The organism is Elioraea tepidiphila DSM 17972 (assembly GCF_000378465.1).
GTDB lineage: Bacteria > Pseudomonadota > Alphaproteobacteria > Acetobacterales > Acetobacteraceae > Elioraea > Elioraea tepidiphila.
Window position 1 is genome coordinate 74,278 of sequence record NZ_KB899917.1, and the last position, 20,729, is coordinate 95,006.

Genomic DNA, 20,729 nt, shown 5'->3' on the forward strand with positions numbered 1-20,729 from the left:
CGACCCGGGGATGGTATAGCCCCGCCGGGTCCCAACGCTCAGGAGCACCATGTTCAGCGTCGTCCAGATCTCGGACAGCCATGTCTCGCCGCGCATCACCCATTTCAACGCGAACTGGGAGGCCGCACGCGCCCTGCTGCCGCGGCTTTCGCCCGATCTCATCGTCCATACGGGGGACGCGACGCTGGACGGCGCCGACATGGAGGCCGACTGCGCGATGGCCGCGGCAGGGCTCGCTGACCTGCCCGCGCCGCTGCGGGTGGTGCCGGGCAATCACGATGTCGGCGATCTCGGCGCGGCCACCCAGCCGCCGACCGCGGCGCGGATCGCCCGGCACGAGCGGCATTTCGGCCCGTGCGTCTGGACCGAGGACCGGCCCGGCTGGCGCCTGCTCGGGCTGAACAGCCAGGTGATCGGCGCCGGCGACGGCGGCGACGAGGCGCAGCGCGCGGTGATCGAGGAGGTGATCGCCACACTCGGGCCGCGCCGGCTCGCGGTGTTCCTGCACAAGCCGATGTTCCTCGATGCCGTCGAGGAGGGGCCGGTCGGGTACTGGGCCGTGCCGCCGGATGTCCGCGCGCCGGTGCGCCGTCTGCTCGATCATCCGAACCTGCGGCTGGTCGCCTCGGGGCACCTGCACATCGCCCGGCTGACCACGCACGGCCCGGCCACGGTGGCGTGGTGCCCGGCGACCTCGTTCACCCTGGGCGGCAAGCTGATGGCGGATGCGCGCGGCGGCGACCGGCGCCTCGGCGTGATGCGCCACGTGTTCCGCGAGGACAGCGTCGAGACCGAGGTGATCGCGATCCCGGACTCCCGGCACCTCGTGCTCGACGACATGATCGATGAGATCTACCCGCCCGCCCCCGCCGCCGCGGGGTCGTGACGCCGCCCTGATCCTGCCGCGACCCGCTGGCAGGCACGCGGCATGACGGATGCCCCGATCGCCGAGCGGCTGCCGCTGGCCGCGCAGATGCTGCGCTTCGGCGTGGTCGGCACGATCGGCTTCCTGGTCGATACGGCGACGGTCTATCTCGCGCATTTCCGCTTCGGCCTCGACCTCTACTCGGCCGGCGCGCTCGCCTACCTGACCGCCGCGACCACGACCTGGTTCCTCAACCGCCACTTCACCTTCCCCGAGGCGCGCACGCAGCAGGCCGGGCGGCAGTGGCTGCGCTTCGTGGTCACGCAACTGGCCGGCTTCGCGCTCAACCGCGGCACCTATGCGGCGCTGATCGCGACGCTCGCCGTCGCGCGCGCCGAGCCGGTGATCGCGGTCGCGGCCGGCTCGCTCGCCGGCATGACGGTGAACTTCCTCGCCGCGCGGTTCCTGGTGTTCCGCGAGGGCGCGCGATGACCGTCCCGACGCCGCAGAGCCTCACCGCAGCCGCTGTCGCGCCACGCATCGCCGTGCTGATCCCGTGCTTCAACGAGGAGGCCGCGATCGGCAAAGTGGTGGCGGATTTCCGCGCCGCGCTGCCCGAGGCGGCGATCCACGTCTACGACAACAACTCGACCGACCGCACCGTCGAGGTGGCACGCGCCGCCGGCGCCGTCGTGCGCAACGAGACGCTCCAGGGCAAGGGCAACGTGGTGCGGCGGATGTTCGCCGACGTGGAGGCCGACATCTACGTGCTGGTCGATGGCGACGACACCTACGAGGCGGCCGCCGCGCCGGGCATGGTGGCGCTGCTCCGCGCGCAGGGTCTCGACATGGTGACGGGCGCACGCCGTGGCGGCGGCGAGGCGGCCTATCGCCCCGGGCACCGCTTCGGCAATCGCGTGCTGACCGGCCTGGTCGCGGGCGTGTTCGGCAACCGCGTCAGCGACATGCTGTCGGGCTACCGCGTGTTCTCACGCCGCTTCGTCAAGAGCTTCCCCGCGCTGGCCGGCGGGTTCGAGACCGAAACGGAGTTCACCGTGCACGCGCTCGAACTCGGCATGCCGATCGGCGAGGTGCCGACCGCCTACAAGGAGCGCCCGCCCGGCTCGGCGAGCAAGCTCAACACCATCCGCGACGGGGTGCGCATCCTGCGCACCATCCTGGTGCTGGTGAAGGAGGAGCGGCCGCTGCCGTTCTTCGGGCTCGCCGCCCTTGCGCTGCTGCTCACCGGGCTCGGCCTGTTCGTGCCGGTGCTGCTGACCTACCTGGAAACGGGTCTCGTCCCGCGCCTGCCGACGGCGGTGCTCTCGCTCGGTCTCGTGCTGCTGTCGTTCCTCTCGCTCGCCTGCGGGCTGATCCTCGACACGGTGACGCGCGGGCGGAAGGAGGCGAAGAGGATCGCCTATCTGGCGATCCCCGGCCCGCTCTCACTGGGCGACGGAGGGCCTGCCGTGCCGTGCTGACGCCGCCGATCGGCGCGGCGCTGACGCCCGGGATGCCCGTCGAGGCAATGATCCTGGTCGGCGAGCGGACTTTCTGGCAGTACATCACCCAGTCGCTGCTCGACAGTTTCCCGCCTGCGTTCCGCGAGCAGTGACCGCCCCGACGATCAGGAGTGTCCGCCATGGCCGAGCGTCTGCCCACGCTGTTCTGCGACGGCATCATCGAAGCGAACGTCACGCATGGCGTGGTGCGGATCACGCTCGGCCAGGTGATGGGCGACGGCAAGGCCGTGGCGTGCGGTCAGCTCATTCTGCCGCTCGCGCAGATCGCCGGCACAGCGAACGCGATGGCCAATCTGGTCAAGCAGGTGCAGGAGCGGATCCAGGAGGCGGCAAAGGCGCAGGCGGCGCCGGAGGGCGGGCAGACGCCCTCGGCCTTCAAGTTCTCCTGATGAACGGCCCAGTGCGGGAACGATCGGTGGCGTGAACCGCCCTCACCCTGTCCCTCTCCCGCATGCGGGAGCGGGAACGCAACGATCCGACAGGGTTCCGTCTCCCGCCCTGGTGGGAGAGGAGCCGGCTGACGGGCACGCCGACCCGCTCGCGCTCTACATCCACTGGCCGTTCTGCCTCAGCCGCTGCCCGTACTGCGACTTCAACGCCCATGTGCGCGAGCGGATCGACGAGGCGCGGTTCCGCGACGCTCTCCTCGCCGATCTCGCCTACGAGGCCGCGCGGCTCGGCCCGCGCCCGCTCGCCTCGATCTTCTTCGGCGGCGGCACGCCCTCGCTGATGTCGCCGGCCACCGTCGCCGCGCTGATCGAGGCGGCGATGCGCGCCTTCCCGCCAACAGCCATGCCCGAGATCACGCTGGAGGCGAACCCGACCAGCGTCGAGGCGGGCAAGCTCGCCGGCTTCCGCGACGCCGGCGTGAACCGCATCTCGATGGGCATCCAGGCGCTCGACGACGTGGCCCTCGCCTTCCTCGGCCGCCGCCACACCGCCGCGCAGGCGCTCACCGCGCTCGAAACGGCACGCGCGCTGTTCCCGCGCGCCTCGTTCGACCTGATCTACGCGCGTCCGGGCCAGACGGTCGCGGCGTGGCGCGGGGAACTCCGCCGCGCGCTCGGCTTCGGACTCGATCACCTCTCGCTCTACCAGCTCACGATCGAGCCGGGCACGCCCTTCGCGCGCCTTGCCGCGCGCGGCGAACTCGTGCTGCCCGACGAGGAGACGCAGGCCGCGCTCTACGAGGCGACCGAGGCCGAGGCCGTCCGCGCCGGGCTCGCGCCCTACGAGGTCTCGAACTACGCTGTGCCGGGTGCTGAGAGCCGGCACAACCTCGCCTATTGGCGCTACGACGACTACGCCGGCATCGGCCCGGGCGCGCATGGGCGCATCCCCGTCCAAGGCGCGCCGACCGCCACCACACGCGTGCGCGCCCCCGAGGCCTGGGCCGAGGCGGTGGAGCGGCAGGGCCACGGCGTGCGCGAGGAGGAGCCGCTCGCGCCCGAGACGCGCGCGCGCGAGGCATTGCTGATGGGGCTGCGGCTCGCGGTCGGGGTGGAACCGGCGCATTTCCGTGCGCGTACGGGCATCGCTCTGGACGCCGCGCTGGAGCCGGACGCTCTGGCCGCCGCCGAGGCAGAGGGGCTGGTCGCGCGCACGGATGCCGGCGGCTGGGTGGCCACGCGGGCGGGGCGGCTCCGCCTGGATGCGCTGCTGCCGGTACTGGTCCGCTGACGCGGCTCAGAACTGCGCCGCAGCCGCGGCGATCGCCTCGCGCATGCGGGTGCGGCGCATCAGATCCTCGAGGTCGCGCACGCCGGACAGCTCGGCGCGGCGCAACATGTCCGCGAACACATGCGCCGTGGCGATCGCATCGCCGAGCGCATCGTGTCGGCCGGCAACGACCAGCCCGCACCGTGCCGCCAGCGCATCGAGACTGTGGTCGGTCTGTTCGGGATCGAGCCACTGCGACAGGCGCAGGCTGCACAGCACAGGCATGTCGAACACGACGCCCGCGCGCGTCTCGGCGCAATGCAGGCAGGTGAGATCGAAGGCGGCATTGTGCGCCACCAGCACGGCATCGCCGACATAGGCGCGGAACGCCGCCACCGCCTCGGGCCAGGCGACGGCGTCGCGCACCATCGAATCCGTGATGCCGTGGATGGCGGTGCTCGCCGGCGGGATGGGGCGGCCCGGGTGGCAGAAGGTGGCGAAATGGTCGGCCTCGTTCACCTGCCCGTGCTCGAGCCGCACGGCGCCGATCGAGACGATGCGGTCACCCCGCGAGGGCCGGAGCCCGGTCGTCTCCAGGTCGAACACGACGTAGCGGCAGGCGGCGAGCGGGCCCTCCGGCAGGCGCAGCCCCTCGACCAGCCGGCGGCGGCGCTCATCGGGGTGCGGCGCCAGCAGCTGCGCCGCGGTCGCTTGCATCAGCCGCCGCAGCCAGCCGCCAAGCCCCTCGCCCATGCGTCCGTCCCCCCATCGGCAGCGCGCACCAGAGTCCCGCGGCCGCACGGGCCTCCGGCGGCTACTCTAGCGAACCTGTCGGCTGCCCGGGAACGAACGCAGCGCCGCGGGCGCGCTTCAGCAGACCGGGGCTGCGCCCGACGATCGGCGGACGCCCCTTCCGCCTCAGTGCAGCCCGCAGCCCAGCAGGCGGGCCGTGCCCGGGTGATCCGGCAGGCGCTCGGACGCCTCGCGCACAAGGCGCGCGGCCGCGCGCAGGATGGCATCACGCGTGGCCGTGAGCCCGAGCGCCTCGGCCTCCTCGGCAAGGGCGCGCAGGCAGGCGAGCAGCCCGTCCGGCGACGGTCCTGGCGGTGTCTGCGGTTCGTGTGCCATGCCCTGCCTCTCCCCCTACGATTGTATTCTGCCGCGCTCCGCTCGCGTCGGGAAGGCAGTTGCGTCCCGACATTGCGCGCTCCGGCCGATTTGACGCAGGCTTTGCCGGGCGAGGAAGCGGCGCGGGGCGGCACGGCATGAGCGGCTACGAGGCGACCTATGCGGCCTGGCGGTCGGATCCGGCTGGCTGGTGGCGGGACCGGGCGCGGCTGATCGACTGGGAGTGCCCCCCGCGTGCCGCCTTCGACCCCTCGCTCGGCGTCTATGGCCGCTGGTACCCGGGCGGCCGGCTGAACACCTGCTTCAACGCGCTCGACCGGCATGTCGCGGCCGGGCGCGGGACCAAGCCCGCGCTGATCTGGGACAGCGCGATGACCGGGCGCATCGAGTCGTTCACCTACGCCGAGCTCACCGAGCGGGTGGCGCGGCTTGCCGGCGCGCTCGCCGCGCGCGGGGTGGCGAAGGGCGACCGGGTGATCGTCTACATGCCGATGGTGCCCGAGGCGGTGATCGCCATGCTCGCCTGCGCGCGGCTGGGCGCGATCCACTCGGTGGTGTTCGGCGGCTTCGCCGCGGCCGAGCTCGCGAGCCGCATCGCGGATGCCAAGCCCAAGGCGATCGTCTCGGCCTCGTGCGGACTCGAGCCGGGCCGGGTCGTCGCCTACAAGCCGCTGCTGGACGCCGCGATCGCGCTGAGCCCGCACAAGCCGGATTTCTGCCTGATCCTCCAACGGCCGGAGCGGGTGTGCGATCTGACCCCCGGCCGCGACGAGGAGCTGCGCGCCGCCGAGGCCGCCGCGGCGCCGCACGCCTGCGTGCCGGTCGAGGCGACCGATCCGCTCTACATCCTCTACACCTCCGGAACGACCGGCCGGCCCAAGGGGATCGTGCGCGACAATGGCGGGCACGCGGTCGCGCTCGCGAACTCGATGTCGATGCTCTACGGGGTGGCCGCCGGCGACGTCTATTGGGCGGCCTCCGATGTCGGCTGGGTGGTCGGGCACTCCTACATCGTCTACGGCCCGCTGCTCGCCGGCTGCACCACGATCGTCTACGAGGGCAAGCCCGTGGGCACGCCCGATGCCGGCGCCTTCTGGCGCGTCTGCGCCCAGCACGGCGTGAAGGCGATGTTCACCGCGCCCACCGCCATCCGCGCGATCAAGCGCGAGGATGCGGACGGGCGGATCATGGCCCGCCACGACCTCTCGCGGCTCGAGGCGCTGTTCCTCGCCGGCGAACGCTGCGACCCCGACACGGTCACCTGGGCGGAGAAACTGCTCGGCAAGCCGGTGATCGATCATTGGTGGCAGACCGAAACGGGCTGGGCGATCACCGGCGACTTCCGCGGCCTCGGCCTGTTCCCGGTCAAGCCCGGCTCGGGCGGCAAGCCCTCCCCCGGCTTCGATCTGCGCGTGCTCGACGAGGCCGGGCGGGAGGTGCCGCACGGCACGATCGGCGATCTCGTCGTCAGGCTGCCGCTGCCACCCTCCTGCCTGCCGACGCTCTGGAACAACGACCAGGGCTTCCGCGACGCCTATCTGAGCCAGCACCCGGGCCACTACACCACGGCCGATGCCGGGATGATCGACGAGGACGGCTATGTCTGGGTGATGAGCCGCACCGACGACATCATCAATGTCGCGGGGCACAGGCTCTCCACCGGCGCGATGGAGGAGGTGCTGGCCGCGCACCCCGATGTCGCCGAATGCGCCGTGGTGGGGGTGAAGGACGCGCTGAAGGGCCAGGCGCCGCTCGGCCTCGTGGTGCTGAAGGCGGGTGTCGTCAAGGACGAGAAGACCCTGGAAGCGGAGCTCGTGGCGATGGTGCGCGAGCGGATCGGGCCCGTCGCCGCGTTCCGCACCGCCCGCGTGGTGCCGCGCCTGCCGAAGACGCGCTCGGGCAAGGTGCTGCGCGCGACCATCCGCAAGATCGCCGACGGGCAGGACTATGTCGTGCCGCCGACCATCGACGATCCGGCGAGCCTGGAGGAGATCCGAGGCATTCTCGGGCAGGTTGTGTGAATGGCCACAAACGTATCAAAAGAGAGAACCTGTGACCAAAAATGTACTTGACGTTTTTCGCTGTCCAACGGAATGATCGGAGTATCCGCGGGGGAGCGGTTGGGTTTCCTTTCGATGGGGGCACTCGGTATGATGATGCGTTTGGTCACGTCCGCCGCCGTCGCGGCAGGGCTGTGGGTAAGTGCAACCGCGGGTCCGGCGGCCGCGTCCACGATCACCATGACGAACTACAGCTTCGCGGCCGGGTCCCAGTCGGTGACGATCACCCAGCCCAGCGGAGCGATCGGCACCGTCAGCGCCGGCCTGTTCAAGCTGAACACCTCGGCCGGCGACTGGCTCGCCTTCTGCGTCGACATTTTCAATGTGCTCGTGAAGCCGACGGTGTATGGGCTGGGTCCGCTCACCTCCGCCGGCGACAGCACGCCGGCCGGCCCGCCGGTGGACTATCCGCTGACGCTCACCCAGCAGAAGCAGATCCACTGGCTCGCCGACCAGGCGATCACCGAATACGGGAACAGCACGCTGACCGCGGCCAAGTCCGCCGCCTACCAGGTGGCGATCTGGGACGTGGCCTACGGCAGCGCCTTCGCGCGCACGATCAACAGCGCCACGCAGACCGCGCTGAACTCGATCGTGACCGCGCTCGGATCGGCCGACCTGTCCGGGTACTGGGTGCCGCTGGCGCTGACGCCGCAGGCGAACAGCCAGGGCCTGGTGAAGGGACAGAAGCTGGTGACGAACACGCCCGTCCCGGAGCCGGCAACCCTCGCGCTGCTCGGCGCAGGGCTCGTGGGCCTCGCGGCCTTGCGGCGGAGCCGGCGCGTCACCCGCACGGCGCACTGAAACGATCGCCGCACCGGTCAGGCACATCCGACGAAGGCGGGCCATGAAGGCCCGCCTTTTTCGTGTCAAAGATAGCGCACGAACACGAACCCGCCGACCAGCAGCACCAGGAAGGCGATCGTGAACAGCGTCAGCCGCTTCTCGATCACCGCCAGCACCGGCGGCCCGAACTTCGCCGCCACCAGCGCGACCATTACGAACCGCGCCCCGCGCGACAGCACGCTCGCGACGAAGAACGGCACCAGCGCCATCTGCACGGCGCCTGAGGCGATGGTGGCGAGCTTGTACGGGATCGGCGTGAACCCGGCGATCGCCACCACCATCCAGTCGTATTCGAGGTAGAGCGCGCGGAACCGCTCATAGGCGTCGTGCATGCGGTAGAGCTCGATGATCGGCACGCCGATCGCCTCGAACAGGCCCCAGCCGATCAGGTAGCCCGCCACGCCGCCGAAGGCCGAGCCCAGCGTGCAGATCAGCGCCGAGGACAGCCAGCGATCGGGCCGGGCCACCGCCATCGGCGCGAGGATCACGTCGGGCGGGATCGGGAAGACCGAGGACTCGACGAAGGCGATCACGAACAACCACACCCGCGCCTGGGGATGGGCCGCGAGCGCCAGGACGCGCCGATAGAGCGTGTGCAGGAAGGGCAGTTCCACGGCGGGTCCGCGTCGATCGAGAGGGCGGGCGCGGGATGCCACGCGACCGTGTCATCGGCAAGGCGCATGGCTCACGTCACCGCTATCGATTGGACGCGTCTCACCGCTCGGCTAGGCTCGCCGCCGCATGCCCGTCCGGCTCCTGCTGCTCTGCGCCGTGATCCTCTGTGCGCTCTCGATGGGGCTGCGACAGAGCTTCGGGCTGTTCCTCGCCCCGATGACAGCCGCCCAGGGCTGGACCGCCTCGGCCTTCGCGCTCGCGATCGCGGTCCAGGTGCTGCTGAACGGCGTCTCCCAGCCGATGTGCGGCAATGTCGCCGACCGGATCGGCGGGCAGCGCGTGCTGATCGGCGGCTGGCTGCTCTATGCGGGCGGGCTCCTGGTGATGGCGCTCGCCTCCTCGCTCGCGGTGTTCTTCCTCGGCGCCGGGCTGGTGATGGGGGTGGCGGTCTCGGCCGCCGGGTTCCCGATCGTGATGGCGAGCCTGTCGCGCCTGTTGCCGCAGGACTGGCGCGCGCGCGCCACGGGGCTCGCGACCGCGGGCTCGTCCTTCGGCCAGTTCTCGGTCGTGCCGCTGGTGCAGCTCGGCATCGACGCCTTCGGCTGGCAGGGCGCGCTGTTCGCCATGGCGGCGACGGCGATCGCGGTGATCCCGCTCGCGCTGCCGCTCGCCGACCGGCCCGCCCCGCCGACCGAAGGCCGCCCGGTCGGCGCCAGCGTGGCGCTGAAGGAGGCGCTCTCGACCGGCTATTTCTGGTGCCTGTTCTGGGGCTTCTTCGTCTGCGGCGTGCATGTCTCGTTCCTGACCGTGCACATCCCGGGCTTCGTCGCGTCCTGCGGGCTGCACCCGTCCTGGGGCGCGACTTCGATCAGCCTGATCGGCCTGTTCAACATCGCGGGCTCGCTGCTCTCGGGGGAGCTCACCGGCAAATGGCGCCGGCGCGAGCTGCTGATGCTGATCTATGCCGGCCGCGCGGTGGTGATGACCGTGTTCTTCGTCGGGCCCAAGACCGAGCTGACGCTGATGCTGTTCAGCGCGGCGATGGGCGTGCTCTGGCTCTCGACCGTACCGCCGACGGTCGCGCTGGTGGCGCGGCGCTTCGGCACGCAGTGGCTGGCGACGATCTTCGGCCTCGTCTTCCTCGGCCACCAGATCGGCGGCTTCTCGGGCGCCTGGCTCGGCGGCGTGATCTGGGACCGCACCGGCAGCTACGACCTGATGTGGATCATCGCCATCCTCGCCGGCGCCTTCGCCGCCGCCGTGCACATCCCCGTGCGCGACCCGCTCGTCCCCGTGGCGGCCCGCGCCGCCTGAGGTTCCGCCCCGGCCGCGCCTCGGCTAGGGTCGGGCCGCAGACTCGCAGTCCGGGGGATCTCCGTTGCGCCGCTTCCTGCTCGCTGTCGCTGTCCTGCTCGCGCCTCTTGCCGCATCCGCGCAATCCGAGCCCCACGCTTGGCTCTACGGCGCCTGGAGCGGCGGGCACACCCCGCCCGTACGCGGCGGTCCGCCGGCCACCTGCCTCGCCCAGCCGAGCGTGATCTTCACCCGCGACATCATCCTGCATACCACCCTGCTCGATCCGCTCTACCAGCAGCGCATCATCGAGACCGTGCGCGCGACACCCAATGGCGTGGAGATCCGACTCCGCCCGGTCCAGCGCAGCGGCGGGCCGCTCGGCGCGACCGCCGGGGTCGGCTTCGGCTGCGGCGGCGATCCGAACCTCTTGCGCGTGCAGCGGCTGGAGGGTGGCGAGATCGCGTTCCCGGGCTGCGTCGATTTCCCCTCCCCCCTCGTCTCCTGCGCCGGACACTGACCATGGCGGCGCCCCGAATCGCCCTGATCCACGCGCTGCGTCTCTCGCCCCCCGCCATCATGGAGGCATTCCAGCGGCTCTGGCCCGAGCCGTTCCTGATGAACCTGCTGGATGACAGCCTCTCGGCGGACCTCGCGCGGGAGCGCATGATCACGCCGGCGATCACGCAGCGTTTTCTCGATCTCGCCGCCTATGCGCGGCGCACCGGGGCGGATGCGATCCTGTTCACCTGCTCGGCCTTCGGCCCGCCGATCGAGGCGGTGAAGGCGGCGCATCCGACCATCCCGGTGCTGAAGCCGAACGAGGCGATGATCGACGCCGCGCTGGAGGCCGCACCCTCGGGCCGGATCGGGCTGGTCGCGACGTTCCGGCCGACCTTCGACTCGATGCGCCCGGAATTCGCCGCGGCCGCCTCCGCGCGCGGGATCGCGCTCGACCTGCGCGAGGGCTTCGCCGAGGGGGCGATGGCGGCGCTGGAGGCGGGCGACGGCGCCACGCATGACGCGCGCGCGGCGGACGCCGCGCAAGGGCTCGGCGACTGCGAGGCGATCGCCCTCGCTCAGTTCAGCCTCGCGCGCGCGGCACCGGCGGTCGCCAAGGCCACCGGCAGGCCCGTGCTGACAACGCCCGACAGTGCGGTCGAACGGCTGCGGTCGCTGCTCGGGGCCTGAGCGCGCCGCTACGCCGGCAGCGTCACCGTCGCCGTCAGCCCACCGCCGCGACGGTTCGCGAGCGTCAAGTCGCCGCCATGGGCGCGCAGGATCGTGCGCGCGATCGGCAGGCCGAGCCCCGCGCCGCCGGTCTCGCGCGAGCGGCTGCGCTCGACGCGGTGGAACGGCTGGAACACCCGCTCCAGCTCGTCCTCGGGAATGCCGGGGCCATCGTCCTCGATGGTGATCCGGATCGTCCCGCCCGTGGGCGGATCGAGCCGCACCCGGCACATCCCGGCATAGGCGACCGCGTTGCCGATCAGGTTGCCGAGCGCCCGCTTCAACGCGACCGGCCGCGCCGTCACGGTGCGATGGGCCGGCGCCTCCAGCGCGACCACGTCGCGTCCGGCGACGTCGTTCGCCTCGTCCGCCACCGTGCGCAGGAGCGCCGCGAGATCGAGCGGCACCGCCTTCTCCGAGGCCGCATCGTCGCGCGCGAAGGCGAGCGTGGCTGCGACCATCGCCTCCATCTCGGCGAGATCGGCGAGCATCTTCGCGCGCAGACCCTCGTCCTCGACGAACTCTGCGCGCAGCCGCATGCGCGTGATCGGCGTGCGCAGGTCATGCCCGATCGCCGCCAGCATCGTGGTGCGGTCCTCGACGAAGCGGCGGATCCGGTCCTGCATGGTGTTGAACGCCGCCGCCGCCTGCGCCACCTCGCGCGGGCCGCGCTCCGGCAGTGGCGGGGCACCGACATCGCGCCCCAGCCGCTCGGCGGCGGCCGCGAGGTCGCGGATCGGCGCGGTCAGCCGCCGCACCGCCCAGAAGGACAGCCCCGCCACCGCCGCCGTCATCACCGCGAGGGCCGCGAGGAAGGTCGGCGAGGACCAGGGCTGCGCCGGTGGCGCGCGCGCGACGACGTTCAGCCACATCCCGTCCGGCAGGCGGATCGCCGCCGCCATCGCCCCGCCGGGCCCCTCGCCGACCAGGACCTCGCGCGGGCGCATCCGCGGCGGCCCGCCCATCCGCCCGAGCGCCTCGGCGAAGCGTTCGCCGGCCCGGCCTGGCGGCAGCGTGCCCGGCCGCACCAGCGGCACCGGATCGATCGAGGCGGAGAATCCCTCCGGCAGGTCGGCGGCCTCCAGCGCCTCAACCCGACGCGCGGGCGGCGCCGTCACCACCGCGCGCCAGAGCGCCCAGGTGCGCGCCATCGCCTCGCGCCCCTGTGCTGCGCGCTGCAGCCCGACGCGGTCGAAGGCATGGATCGTCAGGCCCACCACCTGGGCGGCGAACAGCCCGAGCAGCAGCACCAGGAAGGTGCGTCCCGCGATCGAGGCGGGCCAGAGGCGCAGCGGGACCCTCACACCCGCTCCACCGGCACGGCCAGCACATAGCCGCCGCCGCGCACGGTCTTGATCAGGTCCGGCGCCTTGCCGTCGTCGTCGAGCTTGCGCCGGAGCCGGCTGACCGCGACGTCGATCGCGCGGTCGAACGGCCCGGTCGAGCGGCCGTGCAGCAGGTCCATCAGCATCTCGCGCGTCAGCACCCGCCCCGCCCGCTCGGCGAGGATGCGCAGCAGGTCGAACTCGCCGCCCGTCAGCGCGACCTCGGTGCCGGACGGATCGAGCAGGCGGCGGCGCGCGGTCTCCAGCGTCCAGCCGGCGAAGCGGAAGGTGGCACCGGGCTCGGGCGCCTCGGGCGCCGCCCCCTCGGCCCGGCGCAGCACGGCCCGGATGCGCGCGAGCAGTTCGCGGGGGTTGAACGGCTTCGGCACGTAGTCGTCGGCGCCCAGCTCCAGCCCGACGATCCGGTCGGTCTCCTCGCCCATTGCGGTGAGCATGACCACCGGCAGCCGTCCATGCGCCTCGCGCAGCCAGCGGAGCAACGAGAGCCCGTCCTCGCCCGGCAGCATCAGGTCCAGCACCACGAGCGCATAGTGGCCGTTCGGGATGGCGCGGCGCAGTTCGCGTCCGTCGCGCGCCGTGCTGACGCGGAAGCCGTGCTTCTCGAGGAACCGCGCCAGCAGGTCGCGGATCTCGCGGTCGTCGTCCACCACCAGGATGTGCGGTGCAGGCTCGGCCATGGGGCGGTTGTGACGCGCGAGCGCCGCCGCGGCAACGCCCGGAGTGTTGCGGCGGATTGCCGGGTCCAGGCCTGTCACGCTTCGTCACACTTCGTGGCACTTCGGCCGGCCGGCCGACACACGCGCGCAAGCCAGCGGCGCGAAGCTGCCCGCGGTCCCGATCCCGGGATGGTCACGACGGAGGACGAGAATGAGCCGGATCTTGAAGGTGGTGTTGGTGGCAGGCGGGCTGGCGACGGCCGGGCTGGTCGGCTACGGCGCCGGCAGCATGGGCGCGTTCGCCCAGGGCGGGCCTGGCCCCGGCCCGGGCATGGGCATGGGCATGGGACCGGGTGCCGGCGGCGGGCCGGGCATGATGATGGAGCGTGGCGACGGCCCGCGCGGCCCGTGGGCCGAGGGCCGCGGCGCGATGCGCGGCGAGCGGGGCGAGCGCGGCTGGCAGCGCGGCCAGCACCACCACCGTGGCGGGCCCTTCGCCGGGTTCTTCATCAACCGCGACAACAAGAACCTGAGCAACGATGACGTGAAGAAGATCGCCGAAGCGGGCCTGCTCTGGTTCGGCGAGCGCAACTGGCGCATCGGCGACGTGACGGACGCGGGCAGCCGCACCGCCCGCTTCACGCTCACCACCGACAATGGTGGCGTCATCGCCACCTTCGAGATGGACCGCAACACGGGTCGCGTCCGCCGCGTCGGCTGATCGCGGCCGGTCCACCTTTACGCCCGGGGCACGCGGCGGCAGTCTCCGCCGCGTGTCCGCCCCGCCTCTCCCGCCGGCCGAGCGTGCCGCGCTGCGCCGGCTCTATGCCCGCGAGCCCGGTCTCGCCGCGATCGAGCGCCGCGCCGGGCCTCTGCCCTGGCGCACCCGCGAGGCGGGCTTCGCCGGCCTGCTCGCCGCGATCGTCGGCCAGCAGATCAGCAACCTCGCCGCCGCCGCGATCTGGGCCCGGCTGCGGGCGCTGCTCGCCACACCGCCCTGCCCGCGCGCCTTCCTCGCCCTCTCCGATGACGCCCTGCGTCAGGCCGGGCTTTCGCGCCCCAAGATCGCCTATGCGCGCGGCCTCGCCGAGGCCTTCGCCGACGGCCGGCTCGATGCGGACGCGCTCGCCGCCATGCCCGACGAGGAGGCGATCGCCGCGATCGCGGCGCTGAAGGGCTTCGGGCGCTGGTCGGCCGAGATCTACCTGCTGTTCGCGCTCCAGCGCCGCGACGTCTTCCCCGCCGCCGATCTCGCGCTCGCGGCGAGCCTCGCCGACCTGCGCGGGCTGCCGGAACGGCCGAGCGAGAAGGCGCTGCGCGCGCTGGCCGAGCCCTGGGCGCCGTATCGTGGCCTCGCCGCACGCCTGCTCTGGCACCACTGGCGGCACGTCAACGGGCGTGCCGCGTTCGATTCGTGAAAGGACCGACCATGGACGAGAGCCCGCATATCCGCACCGAGCGCCCCGAGCCCGAGATCGCCGTGGTCGTGTTCGACCGTCCGGCCAAGCGCAACGCCTTCGATCTGGCGATGTGGCGCACGCTCGGCGCCGTGATGCGCCGGCTCTCCGACGACGAGACGCTCCGCTGCGTGGTGCTGCGCGGCGCGGGTGCCGAGGCGTTCAGCGCCGGCGCCGACATCTCCGCCTTCGAGGTCGAGCGCGGCAGCCGCGAGAAGGAGGATCGTTACGGCGAGGTGCTGCACGAGACCTTCCAGAACCTCCGCACGTGCCGTCACCCGACGGTCGCCATGATCCGCGGCGTGTGCATCGGCGGGGGTGCCGGGATCGCGACCATGTGCGATTTCCGCGTCGGCGGCGAGTCGATGCGCTTCGGCATCACCGCGCGCAATCTCGGCATCTGGTACCCCTACGCGGAGATGGACCCGGTGCTGCAGATCGCGGGCTATGCCGTCGCGGCCGAGATCTTCATCGAGGGGCGCATCTTCAACGGCACCGAGGCGTATCAGAAGGGGCTCCTGTCGCGCGTCGTGCCCGACGATCAGGTCGAGGCGGAGGCGATGGCGCTCGCCCGACGCATCTCTGAGGGCGCGCCCCTCTCGGCGCGCTTCCACAAGCGCGCGATGCAGCGGCTGCGCGGCCCCCTGCCGATCACGCCGGAGGAGGAGGCCGCCGTGAACGACTTCACCCGCACGGAGGACTACCAGAACGCCTATCGCGCGTTCCTGGCGAAGCGGAAGCCGGTGTTCGAGGGGCGCTGACCCGGGCATCGCGCCCGCAGCATCTCGTTAACCACGCAGTGGCACGATGGCGGTTCGGCATCCCTCCAGCCCTGGGGACGCGCCTTCGCATGACCTCCCCGGCTCCCGCCGCGCCGCGGGCCCTGCTGACGGATTTCCAGCCCGCCACGTTCCTGGAACGCGGCGCGACGGTTCCGTTCACCTCGCCGCTGCTCCAGCAGGCCCGGATCCGGCTCGGCGCCGGCGGGACGCGCGAGGTCGTGCTGCGCAACCCGTCGGGCGGACCCGGCTGGTATGTCGGGCCATGGGACGGCGTGGTCGAGCTCGCGCGCGTCACCGTGCATGACCGGCTGGTCTACAAGCGGATCGAGGAGACCGGCGCGATCACCCCGCTGGAGATCCGCCGTGCGGCCCGCACGGTCTCGGCCGAGGGCTACGGCGGCCAGGCGGCGAAGGCCGCCGCCGTCGCGGCGATCGAGGCCGAGGAGCGCGAGTGGCGCGGCAGCTACGCCACCCTGCTCGCGACCTTGCTCGGCCAGGCGGGCCTCGCCGGCTCCGACCTGATCGCCAAGGCGCATTCGCGCCAGGAGCTGATCGAGCTTGCCCCCTCGCTGCTCGCGCCGATCGCGCCGCGCCTCGGTCTCGCGCCGGGGGTGATGGCCGAGACGCTCGAGGAGCTCGCCACCGTGCTCGCCCGCATGGGCGGCGCGGCCGACCGGCCGGCCCAGACGCCGCGCGACCTCGCCGCCGCGCGGCGCCTGCTCGCCGAAATCCGCACGCTTGCGGCCGAGGACACGCGCGCCGACCCCGATGCTGTGCGCGCCATCCTCGGCGTGGGCGACATGACCGTCACCCTCGCCGAGGACGCGCTCGGCCGCGCGCGCGCCGAGGCGACGCGGCCCCAGGCTCTCGTGATGGCCTGGGGCGAGAACCGCGCCGCCACCAAGGCCCGGCTGACGCGCGCCGAATGGCTGCTGGACGGGTGGGCCACGCTCGTCTCGATCTGGGACACCGCCGGCGAGCAGCCGCCCGGCAGCCAGCGCCACGCCCTGCCCGAGATCCATCTGCTGCTGCCCATGCTCCCGCGCGAGGTCACCGGCGGCACGGTGCAGCCGGTCGCGCCGCCGAACTACGCGCGCAAGGTGGTGCGCGGCGCGGAATGGCTCGCCGAGCTGGCCGACGCCGACGTGATCGCCCGTAACGAACGCGCGCTCGCGCGCACCGTCGCATGACCATCGCACCCGACACCGTGCGCGCCGAGATCGCGACCTCGCTGCGCAACGCGCCGGAGGGACGGCTGCGCGCGGTGATCGCCGTCATCGATCGCCACCCGCGCCGCGCCGAGGTCGAGGATCTGGTCGAGCTCGTACGGCCCCGCCTCGCCGGGCTGCACATCCCCCGGCCGCTCACGCCGCAGCGCGCGCTGGTGGTGCCGTTCGAGGGGTTGCTCGCGGGCGGCGATATCGTGCCGCGCGATGGCTTGCGCATGCCGCGCGCGGTGCTGTCGCCCCTGTTCGCGCTGGTGCGGGAACGGATCGATCCCGCCGCCTGGACGGAGGCCGAGCGTCTTGCCGAGGGCCGGCGCGCCGACGATACCCCGGCCGTCATGGCGGTCGGGCGGCGGCTCTGGCCCGGCGCGGTCGAGGCATTGGAGGCGTTCCGCGACGATCCGCGCGGCATCGGCCGGGCCCTCGCCGCCGCCGGCCACGATGCGCAACTGCTCGCCGATTGCCTCGCCCGGATCCTCCCGCTGATGCGGCTCGGCGAGGCGATGGCGGCGGCCCTGCTGCCGCGCAACGGCGTGGCCCTCGATCCCACCCTGCCGACGGCACCGCATCGTGGCCTGCTGGTCGGCTGCGTCCAGCGCGACCCGGCCCTCTTCCGGCTGATCGCCGCGGCCATGCTGTTCCGCTCCGAGTTCCCGGAATCCGTGACGCGAATCATCCGCGACATCGCCGCTAGGCTAGACCGGCCGGCCGTGTTCGGCGTGGTCGGCGAAGTGGCGGACGCGCTGAAGGCCGATCTGGAGGCACCGGTGACCGGTCCCGGCCTCGCGTCCGAACGGCGCGGCCAGGCGGCGATGCGGCTCGTGACGATCGTCTCGGTCCTGGAAGGCATGCCGCGCTTCGACGCGCTGGCGATCGAGGCCGGGCGCATCCTCGGCGGACAGTTCACCGCCACCGTGCGCGACAGCGTGATCGCGCCGCTCACCGCGCTGGCGCGTCAAGGCAGCGCCGAGGCCGATGCCGTGCGCGCGCTCGAGACCGCGGCGCATGCCGCGAAGCGCATCGAGGCGGCCGGACGGCTCACTGGCGCGACCTCGGCGTTCAAGGAGGCCTTGGCGGCCGCGCGCCAGCCGGTGGCCGCGCTGATGCGCAGCGCGGCACAGGGGTCCGTCGGCGGGATCGGCCGGGCCGAGATCGCACGGCTCGCCGAGATCCTGCTCGGCTCGGACGAGGCGATGGCGCTGCTGACCGAGGCCGGCTGACGCGCAGGCGCCCAGCGCGCATCTTCGCCCGGTTCGACGTTGCGCTATCCGAACGATCCGACCTCGTGGGCGATCGCCGCCGACCCTTCGCGCACCAGCGCGAACCAGCGCCGCATCGGGCCCAGGATCTCGGCGTGCTCGGCCTCGTAGGTGGTGGCCGCGCGCGGACCGGCCGGCTCGCCGAACTCCATCGCCGCGGCCGGATCGGGCAGCGACGGGAACACGTCCTCCAGGAAATCGACAGCGGCCGGCACATCGAGCCGCAGGATGCGCGCGACCAGCGCTGCTCGCGTGACGCCGTGGCGCGGGCTGAAATCGGGGATGCGCGCGGCGAGCAGCCAGATCCGGTGGATCGCGGCGATGCGCAGCGCATGCATCGCCACCAGCCGATCCGACGCCCCCTCGCTGCGCCACGCCGCATCGAGGGCGAGCCCGTCGGCCTGGAGGCGGCGGAACAGCCGCCGCACCGGCGCGGCAAGGTCGAGCGCTTCCAGGGCGGAGGCAACCGCCGCGAGCTGCTCGCGCCGGCCGGGCCGGGTCGAGCGCTGCGCACGGTCGAACCAGGTGCCGGGATCGAGGGTCGCGACATAGCCGCGCAGGATGTCGAGATCGCCGGCCGCGCGCGCGGCCGCCGCCATCGCCATCGCACGGCCGAAGCGAGGGCTCCTCGCGCGCAGCTCGGCGAAGGTCTCCGGTGCCCGCGCGATCGCCTGGCCGAGCCCGTGCAGCGTGTTCGCGAGCCAGCCAAGCTGATGCAGGATCGCATTGTTCGGGATCGCGCGCAGCTCGCGCGGATGGCTGATCATCGCCGGCCCGCCCAGCCCGTCGGTCTGGCGCTTGGCCGGGCGCGAGCCGGTGGGATCGAGCAGCGCGGGGCCGAACGCGCCGAGCAGCGCCGCATAGCCGGGATCGAGCACCAGCGCCTCGACGGCGGCGCGCATGGAGCCGAAGAACTCGGCCGCGTAATCGGCCTCGGTGTAGATCGGATCATCGGCCGTCGCGGGCGGGACGAACAGGTGCTCGGCGATCCGCGCCACCGAGGCGGTCGCGAGCGCCGGCGTGCCGAACAGCAGATACCCGTCCGAGCCCTGGAAGCTCGACTCCTCGCGCACCGACAGCCCGGCCTCGGCGAAGCGCGCGCGCGAGTGCACGGGCGCGAGATATTCGAGCCGATCCGCGAGGCTGGTCGGGTGCGCCCCGCGGCCGATCGACTCGCCATGGGTGTTGAACAGCACCAGGTCGAGCCCGCCGAGATCGAAACGGCGCAGCGTCTCGGCGAGCTTCAGCCGCAGCCGCTCGATCAGGAACGAGGCGGCGGGCTGGCCGACGAACCGCCCCGAGTCCGAGTAGCCGAATTGCAGGCAGAGCCGTCCGAGACGCCTGAGATAGGCGCGGAAATGAGGCGAACGCAGCGCCTCCTCGAGCACGCGCGCGCCGTGCTCCAGCCCCTCGGGCGTCTCGAACAGCGGGCTGATCTCGACCCGATCCTCCACACCGAAACGGCGGGCGAGCCAGAGTGCGGCGAGCAGCGTGTAGCCCGTCTCGGTCTCGGCGATCAGGAACCGGATCGGCTGCGACCCGTCGATGTGCTTCAGGATCTGCGCAACCGTCATCATCAGCCGCGCCGCGGAGGACTGCTCGGCGAGGATGGCGCCGAAATCCACCGGCACGGTCTCAACCGAATCGAGTGCCGCGTTGATCGCGGCGACCAGGCCGCGCCGGCGCGCGCGATCCTCCGGCGCGGCATCGAAGCCCAGGCGGTGGCGCAGCGCGTTGTGCACCTGCTGCGCGTTCAGCCGCACATGCGTGTGGGCCAGGGACAGCCCGTGCGAGACGAGGCCGGCGCGCGCGACCACGAGCCCGAGCCGCGCCGCCTCGTCGGCCTCGGCGATCGCAGCGTCGAACTGGGCCTGCACGGCCTCGATCCCGGTCAGCGCGGTCTCGCGCCCGGCGATCAGGGCGCGAGCGAAACGCTGCACCTCCTCCGGCTCGGGCGTCGTGCCGACGGGGCAGAGGGTGAGCTGCCGGTCGGTCTCGGCCAGCGCGGCGGCGAGCGTGTCCGCAAGCGGGCCGGGCGGGACGGCGGCGGCGAGCCGCGCCAGCCCCATCGCCTTCATGCGCAGACGGAAGCGGATCGTGTCGGCCCAGCCGATATCGGTGCGCCCGTCGGTGTCGTAGCCGACCCAGGAGGCCACCAGCACCGGCGTGGGGTTGAGCGCCATCCAGCGATCGGGCCACGTCCGCCGCGCCGCGGCGACCAGGGCGGAGACCAGCGCATCGATCGCATCGCGCGCATGCGCGATCGCGCCGGCGGCCTGGGCGAACTCCTCCTCCAGCGTGATCGGCGCGGGGCGGTGCGCCGGCGGCGCGGCGTGGCACGCGCTCTCGTCATGCGCGGCGCGCGCGAGCAAGGCGGCCGCAGGGAACGGCATGGAGAAGGTCGGGTGCGCGGTGAACACCGCCGCATAGCGCGGGCGCTCGACCGCGGCTCGGAAACCGGCCCAGGGCACCGGGCTGTCGGCGGGGTCTGGGCGGACGATGCGCGCGGCAATGCGATCGAACTGATCGGTTCCGGTCTCGCCGACATAGCGCGCGAGACGCTGGGCCCGGTCGCGGAACGCCTCGTCGGCCAGCCGGCGCAGCGCCGCGGCGAGCGAGGCCTCGTTCAGCGCGCCGTCGTCGATCCGCCGGCTGATGCCGAGGGCGACGGACAGCACCGGGTTGCCGAACGGATCGGTCGCGGCGGCGGCGCGCGCGCGCGCGGTCAGCCCGAGCAGGTCCTCGACCGCGGCATCGAGAAAGGGGGTCGGGGCGGTGTCCACG

Annotated in this window: 22 protein-coding genes; 16 read left to right on the forward strand and 6 right to left on the reverse strand. The window is 72.8% G+C overall.

The features are described from left to right. Positions 1-49: 49 nt before the first annotated feature. From F563_RS0107910 to hemW, 6 genes are all read left to right on the forward strand, one after another. Positions 50-886, forward strand: coding sequence for a metallophosphoesterase family protein (locus tag F563_RS0107910; protein ID WP_019014123.1), 837 nt, complete (start codon positions 50-52; stop codon positions 884-886). A 42-nt stretch (positions 887-928) separates the two neighbouring features. Further along, entirely contained in the window at positions 929-1,357 is a 429-nt protein-coding gene (locus tag F563_RS0107915; RefSeq protein ID WP_019014124.1) for a GtrA family protein, read from the forward strand. Continuing rightward, on the forward strand, positions 1,354-2,346 hold the full coding sequence (locus F563_RS0107920; RefSeq protein ID WP_019014125.1) for a glycosyltransferase family 2 protein: 993 nt from the start codon (positions 1,354-1,356) through the stop codon (positions 2,344-2,346). Before F563_RS0107915 ends, F563_RS0107920 begins: the two co-directional genes overlap by 4 nt. After that, a complete protein-coding gene (locus tag F563_RS24750) occupies positions 2,340-2,480 on the forward strand; it encodes a hypothetical protein (protein WP_019014126.1) in 141 nt (46 codons plus the stop codon). The genes F563_RS0107920 and F563_RS24750 overlap by 7 nt, the downstream gene beginning before the upstream one ends. A gap of 27 nt (positions 2,481-2,507) precedes the next feature. Further along, the gene (locus F563_RS0107930; RefSeq protein WP_019014127.1) at positions 2,508-2,777 is read left to right on the forward strand and encodes a hypothetical protein; all 270 of its coding nucleotides are present in this window, start codon (positions 2,508-2,510) and stop codon (positions 2,775-2,777) included. A 112-nt stretch (positions 2,778-2,889) separates the two neighbouring features. Further along, entirely contained in the window at positions 2,890-4,068 is a 1,179-nt protein-coding gene (gene hemW / locus F563_RS0107935; protein ID WP_019014128.1) for a radical SAM family heme chaperone HemW, read from the forward strand. 6 nt (positions 4,069-4,074) lie between these two features. On the opposite strand, the gene F563_RS21980 is transcribed toward hemW, so the two are convergent. Both F563_RS21980 and F563_RS0107945 read right to left on the reverse strand, forming a co-directional pair. Then, positions 4,075-4,800, reverse strand: coding sequence for a 3'-5' exonuclease (locus F563_RS21980; RefSeq protein ID WP_019014129.1), 726 nt, complete (start codon positions 4,798-4,800; stop codon positions 4,075-4,077). 165 nt (positions 4,801-4,965) lie between these two features. After that, positions 4,966-5,175 (reverse strand): hypothetical protein, encoded by a 210-nt coding sequence (locus F563_RS0107945; protein ID WP_019014130.1) that lies wholly within the window; start codon positions 5,173-5,175, stop codon positions 4,966-4,968. A gap of 137 nt (positions 5,176-5,312) precedes the next feature. Here F563_RS0107945 and F563_RS0107950 point away from each other — a divergent pair, with 137 nt between their 5' ends. Both F563_RS0107950 and F563_RS0107955 read left to right on the forward strand, forming a co-directional pair. Continuing rightward, positions 5,313-7,196: an AMP-binding protein gene (locus F563_RS0107950; RefSeq protein ID WP_019014131.1), complete on the forward strand. Its 1,884-nt coding sequence runs from the start codon at positions 5,313-5,315 to the stop codon at positions 7,194-7,196. Positions 7,197-7,415: 219 nt separating this feature from the next. Then, positions 7,416-8,039, forward strand: a complete 624-nt coding sequence (locus F563_RS0107955; protein WP_211211405.1) for a PEP-CTERM sorting domain-containing protein — start codon at positions 7,416-7,418, stop codon at positions 8,037-8,039. 65 nt (positions 8,040-8,104) lie between these two features. Here the strand turns inward: F563_RS0107955 and F563_RS0107960 are convergent, their stop codons facing one another. Next, positions 8,105-8,695: a YqaA family protein gene (locus tag F563_RS0107960; RefSeq protein WP_019014133.1), complete on the reverse strand. Its 591-nt coding sequence runs from the start codon at positions 8,693-8,695 to the stop codon at positions 8,105-8,107. 127 nt (positions 8,696-8,822) lie between these two features. Between F563_RS0107960 and F563_RS0107965 the strand changes: the two genes are divergently transcribed. From F563_RS0107965 to F563_RS0107975, 3 genes are all read left to right on the forward strand, one after another. Further along, positions 8,823-10,010 carry an MFS transporter gene (locus F563_RS0107965; protein WP_019014134.1) on the forward strand — a complete coding sequence of 396 codons (1,188 nt, stop codon included), beginning with the start codon at positions 8,823-8,825 and terminating at the stop codon, positions 10,008-10,010. A 64-nt stretch (positions 10,011-10,074) separates the two neighbouring features. Continuing rightward, positions 10,075-10,509: a hypothetical protein gene (locus F563_RS0107970; RefSeq protein WP_019014135.1), complete on the forward strand. Its 435-nt coding sequence runs from the start codon at positions 10,075-10,077 to the stop codon at positions 10,507-10,509. A gap of 2 nt (positions 10,510-10,511) precedes the next feature. Then, a complete protein-coding gene (locus F563_RS0107975) occupies positions 10,512-11,180 on the forward strand; it encodes an aspartate/glutamate racemase family protein (RefSeq protein ID WP_019014136.1) in 669 nt (222 codons plus the stop codon). 8 nt (positions 11,181-11,188) lie between these two features. Here F563_RS0107975 and F563_RS0107980 read toward each other — a convergent pair whose 3' ends face one another. Beyond that, positions 11,189-12,523 (reverse strand): ATP-binding protein, encoded by a 1,335-nt coding sequence (locus tag F563_RS0107980; RefSeq protein ID WP_019014137.1) that lies wholly within the window; start codon positions 12,521-12,523, stop codon positions 11,189-11,191. Next, positions 12,520-13,242, reverse strand: a complete 723-nt coding sequence (locus F563_RS0107985; RefSeq protein WP_019014138.1) for a response regulator — start codon at positions 13,240-13,242, stop codon at positions 12,520-12,522. The genes F563_RS0107980 and F563_RS0107985 overlap by 4 nt, the downstream gene beginning before the upstream one ends. 190 nt (positions 13,243-13,432) lie before the next feature. Between F563_RS0107985 and F563_RS0107990 the strand changes: the two genes are divergently transcribed. From F563_RS0107990 to F563_RS0108010, 5 genes are all read left to right on the forward strand, one after another. Next, complete coding sequence (locus F563_RS0107990) at positions 13,433-13,942, forward strand: hypothetical protein (protein WP_026299416.1); 510 nt, start codon at positions 13,433-13,435, stop codon at positions 13,940-13,942. 52 nt (positions 13,943-13,994) lie between these two features. Then, positions 13,995-14,639, forward strand: coding sequence for a DNA-3-methyladenine glycosylase family protein (locus tag F563_RS21985; RefSeq protein WP_019014139.1), 645 nt, complete (start codon positions 13,995-13,997; stop codon positions 14,637-14,639). An 11-nt stretch (positions 14,640-14,650) separates the two neighbouring features. Beyond that, entirely contained in the window at positions 14,651-15,439 is a 789-nt protein-coding gene (locus F563_RS0108000) for an enoyl-CoA hydratase/isomerase family protein (RefSeq protein WP_019014140.1), read from the forward strand. An 89-nt stretch (positions 15,440-15,528) separates the two neighbouring features. Beyond that, on the forward strand, positions 15,529-16,650 hold the full coding sequence (locus F563_RS0108005) for a hypothetical protein (RefSeq protein ID WP_019014141.1): 1,122 nt from the start codon (positions 15,529-15,531) through the stop codon (positions 16,648-16,650). Beyond that, positions 16,647-17,906, forward strand: coding sequence for a hypothetical protein (locus tag F563_RS0108010; RefSeq protein WP_019014142.1), 1,260 nt, complete (start codon positions 16,647-16,649; stop codon positions 17,904-17,906). The genes F563_RS0108005 and F563_RS0108010 overlap by 4 nt, the downstream gene beginning before the upstream one ends. 44 nt (positions 17,907-17,950) lie before the next feature. On the opposite strand, the gene F563_RS0108015 is transcribed toward F563_RS0108010, so the two are convergent. After that, the gene (locus F563_RS0108015) at positions 17,951-20,728 is read right to left on the reverse strand and encodes a phosphoenolpyruvate carboxylase (protein ID WP_019014143.1); all 2,778 of its coding nucleotides are present in this window, start codon (positions 20,726-20,728) and stop codon (positions 17,951-17,953) included. Position 20,729 lies beyond the last annotated feature (1 nt).

Bases quoted from the DNA above. Each gene is read 5' to 3' on its own strand.
- F563_RS0107910 (WP_019014123.1), top strand. From the start codon at position 50: ATGTTCAGCGTCGTCCAGATCTCGGACAGCCATGTCTCGCCGCGCATC.
- F563_RS21980 (WP_019014129.1), bottom strand. From the start codon at position 4,800: ATGGGCGAGGGGCTTGGCGGCTGGCTGCGGCGGCTGATGCAAGCGACC.
- F563_RS0107945 (WP_019014130.1), bottom strand. From the start codon at position 5,175: ATGGCACACGAACCGCAGACACCGCCAGGACCGTCGCCGGACGGGCTG.
- F563_RS0107965 (WP_019014134.1), top strand. From the start codon at position 8,823: ATGCCCGTCCGGCTCCTGCTGCTCTGCGCCGTGATCCTCTGTGCGCTC.
- F563_RS0107915 (WP_019014124.1), top strand. From the start codon at position 929: ATGACGGATGCCCCGATCGCCGAGCGGCTGCCGCTGGCCGCGCAGATG.
- F563_RS0107985 (WP_019014138.1), bottom strand. From the start codon at position 13,242: ATGGCCGAGCCTGCACCGCACATCCTGGTGGTGGACGACGACCGCGAG.
- F563_RS0107920 (WP_019014125.1), top strand. From the start codon at position 1,354: ATGACCGTCCCGACGCCGCAGAGCCTCACCGCAGCCGCTGTCGCGCCA.
- F563_RS0108010 (WP_019014142.1), top strand. From the start codon at position 16,647: ATGACCATCGCACCCGACACCGTGCGCGCCGAGATCGCGACCTCGCTG.
- F563_RS0107930 (WP_019014127.1), top strand. From the start codon at position 2,508: ATGGCCGAGCGTCTGCCCACGCTGTTCTGCGACGGCATCATCGAAGCG.
- F563_RS0107990 (WP_026299416.1), top strand. From the start codon at position 13,433: ATGAGCCGGATCTTGAAGGTGGTGTTGGTGGCAGGCGGGCTGGCGACG.
- F563_RS0107955 (WP_211211405.1), top strand. From the start codon at position 7,416: ATGACGAACTACAGCTTCGCGGCCGGGTCCCAGTCGGTGACGATCACC.
- F563_RS0107950 (WP_019014131.1), top strand. From the start codon at position 5,313: ATGAGCGGCTACGAGGCGACCTATGCGGCCTGGCGGTCGGATCCGGCT.
- F563_RS0108000 (WP_019014140.1), top strand. From the start codon at position 14,651: ATGGACGAGAGCCCGCATATCCGCACCGAGCGCCCCGAGCCCGAGATC.
- F563_RS0108005 (WP_019014141.1), top strand. From the start codon at position 15,529: ATGACCTCCCCGGCTCCCGCCGCGCCGCGGGCCCTGCTGACGGATTTC.
- F563_RS0107975 (WP_019014136.1), top strand. From the start codon at position 10,512: ATGGCGGCGCCCCGAATCGCCCTGATCCACGCGCTGCGTCTCTCGCCC.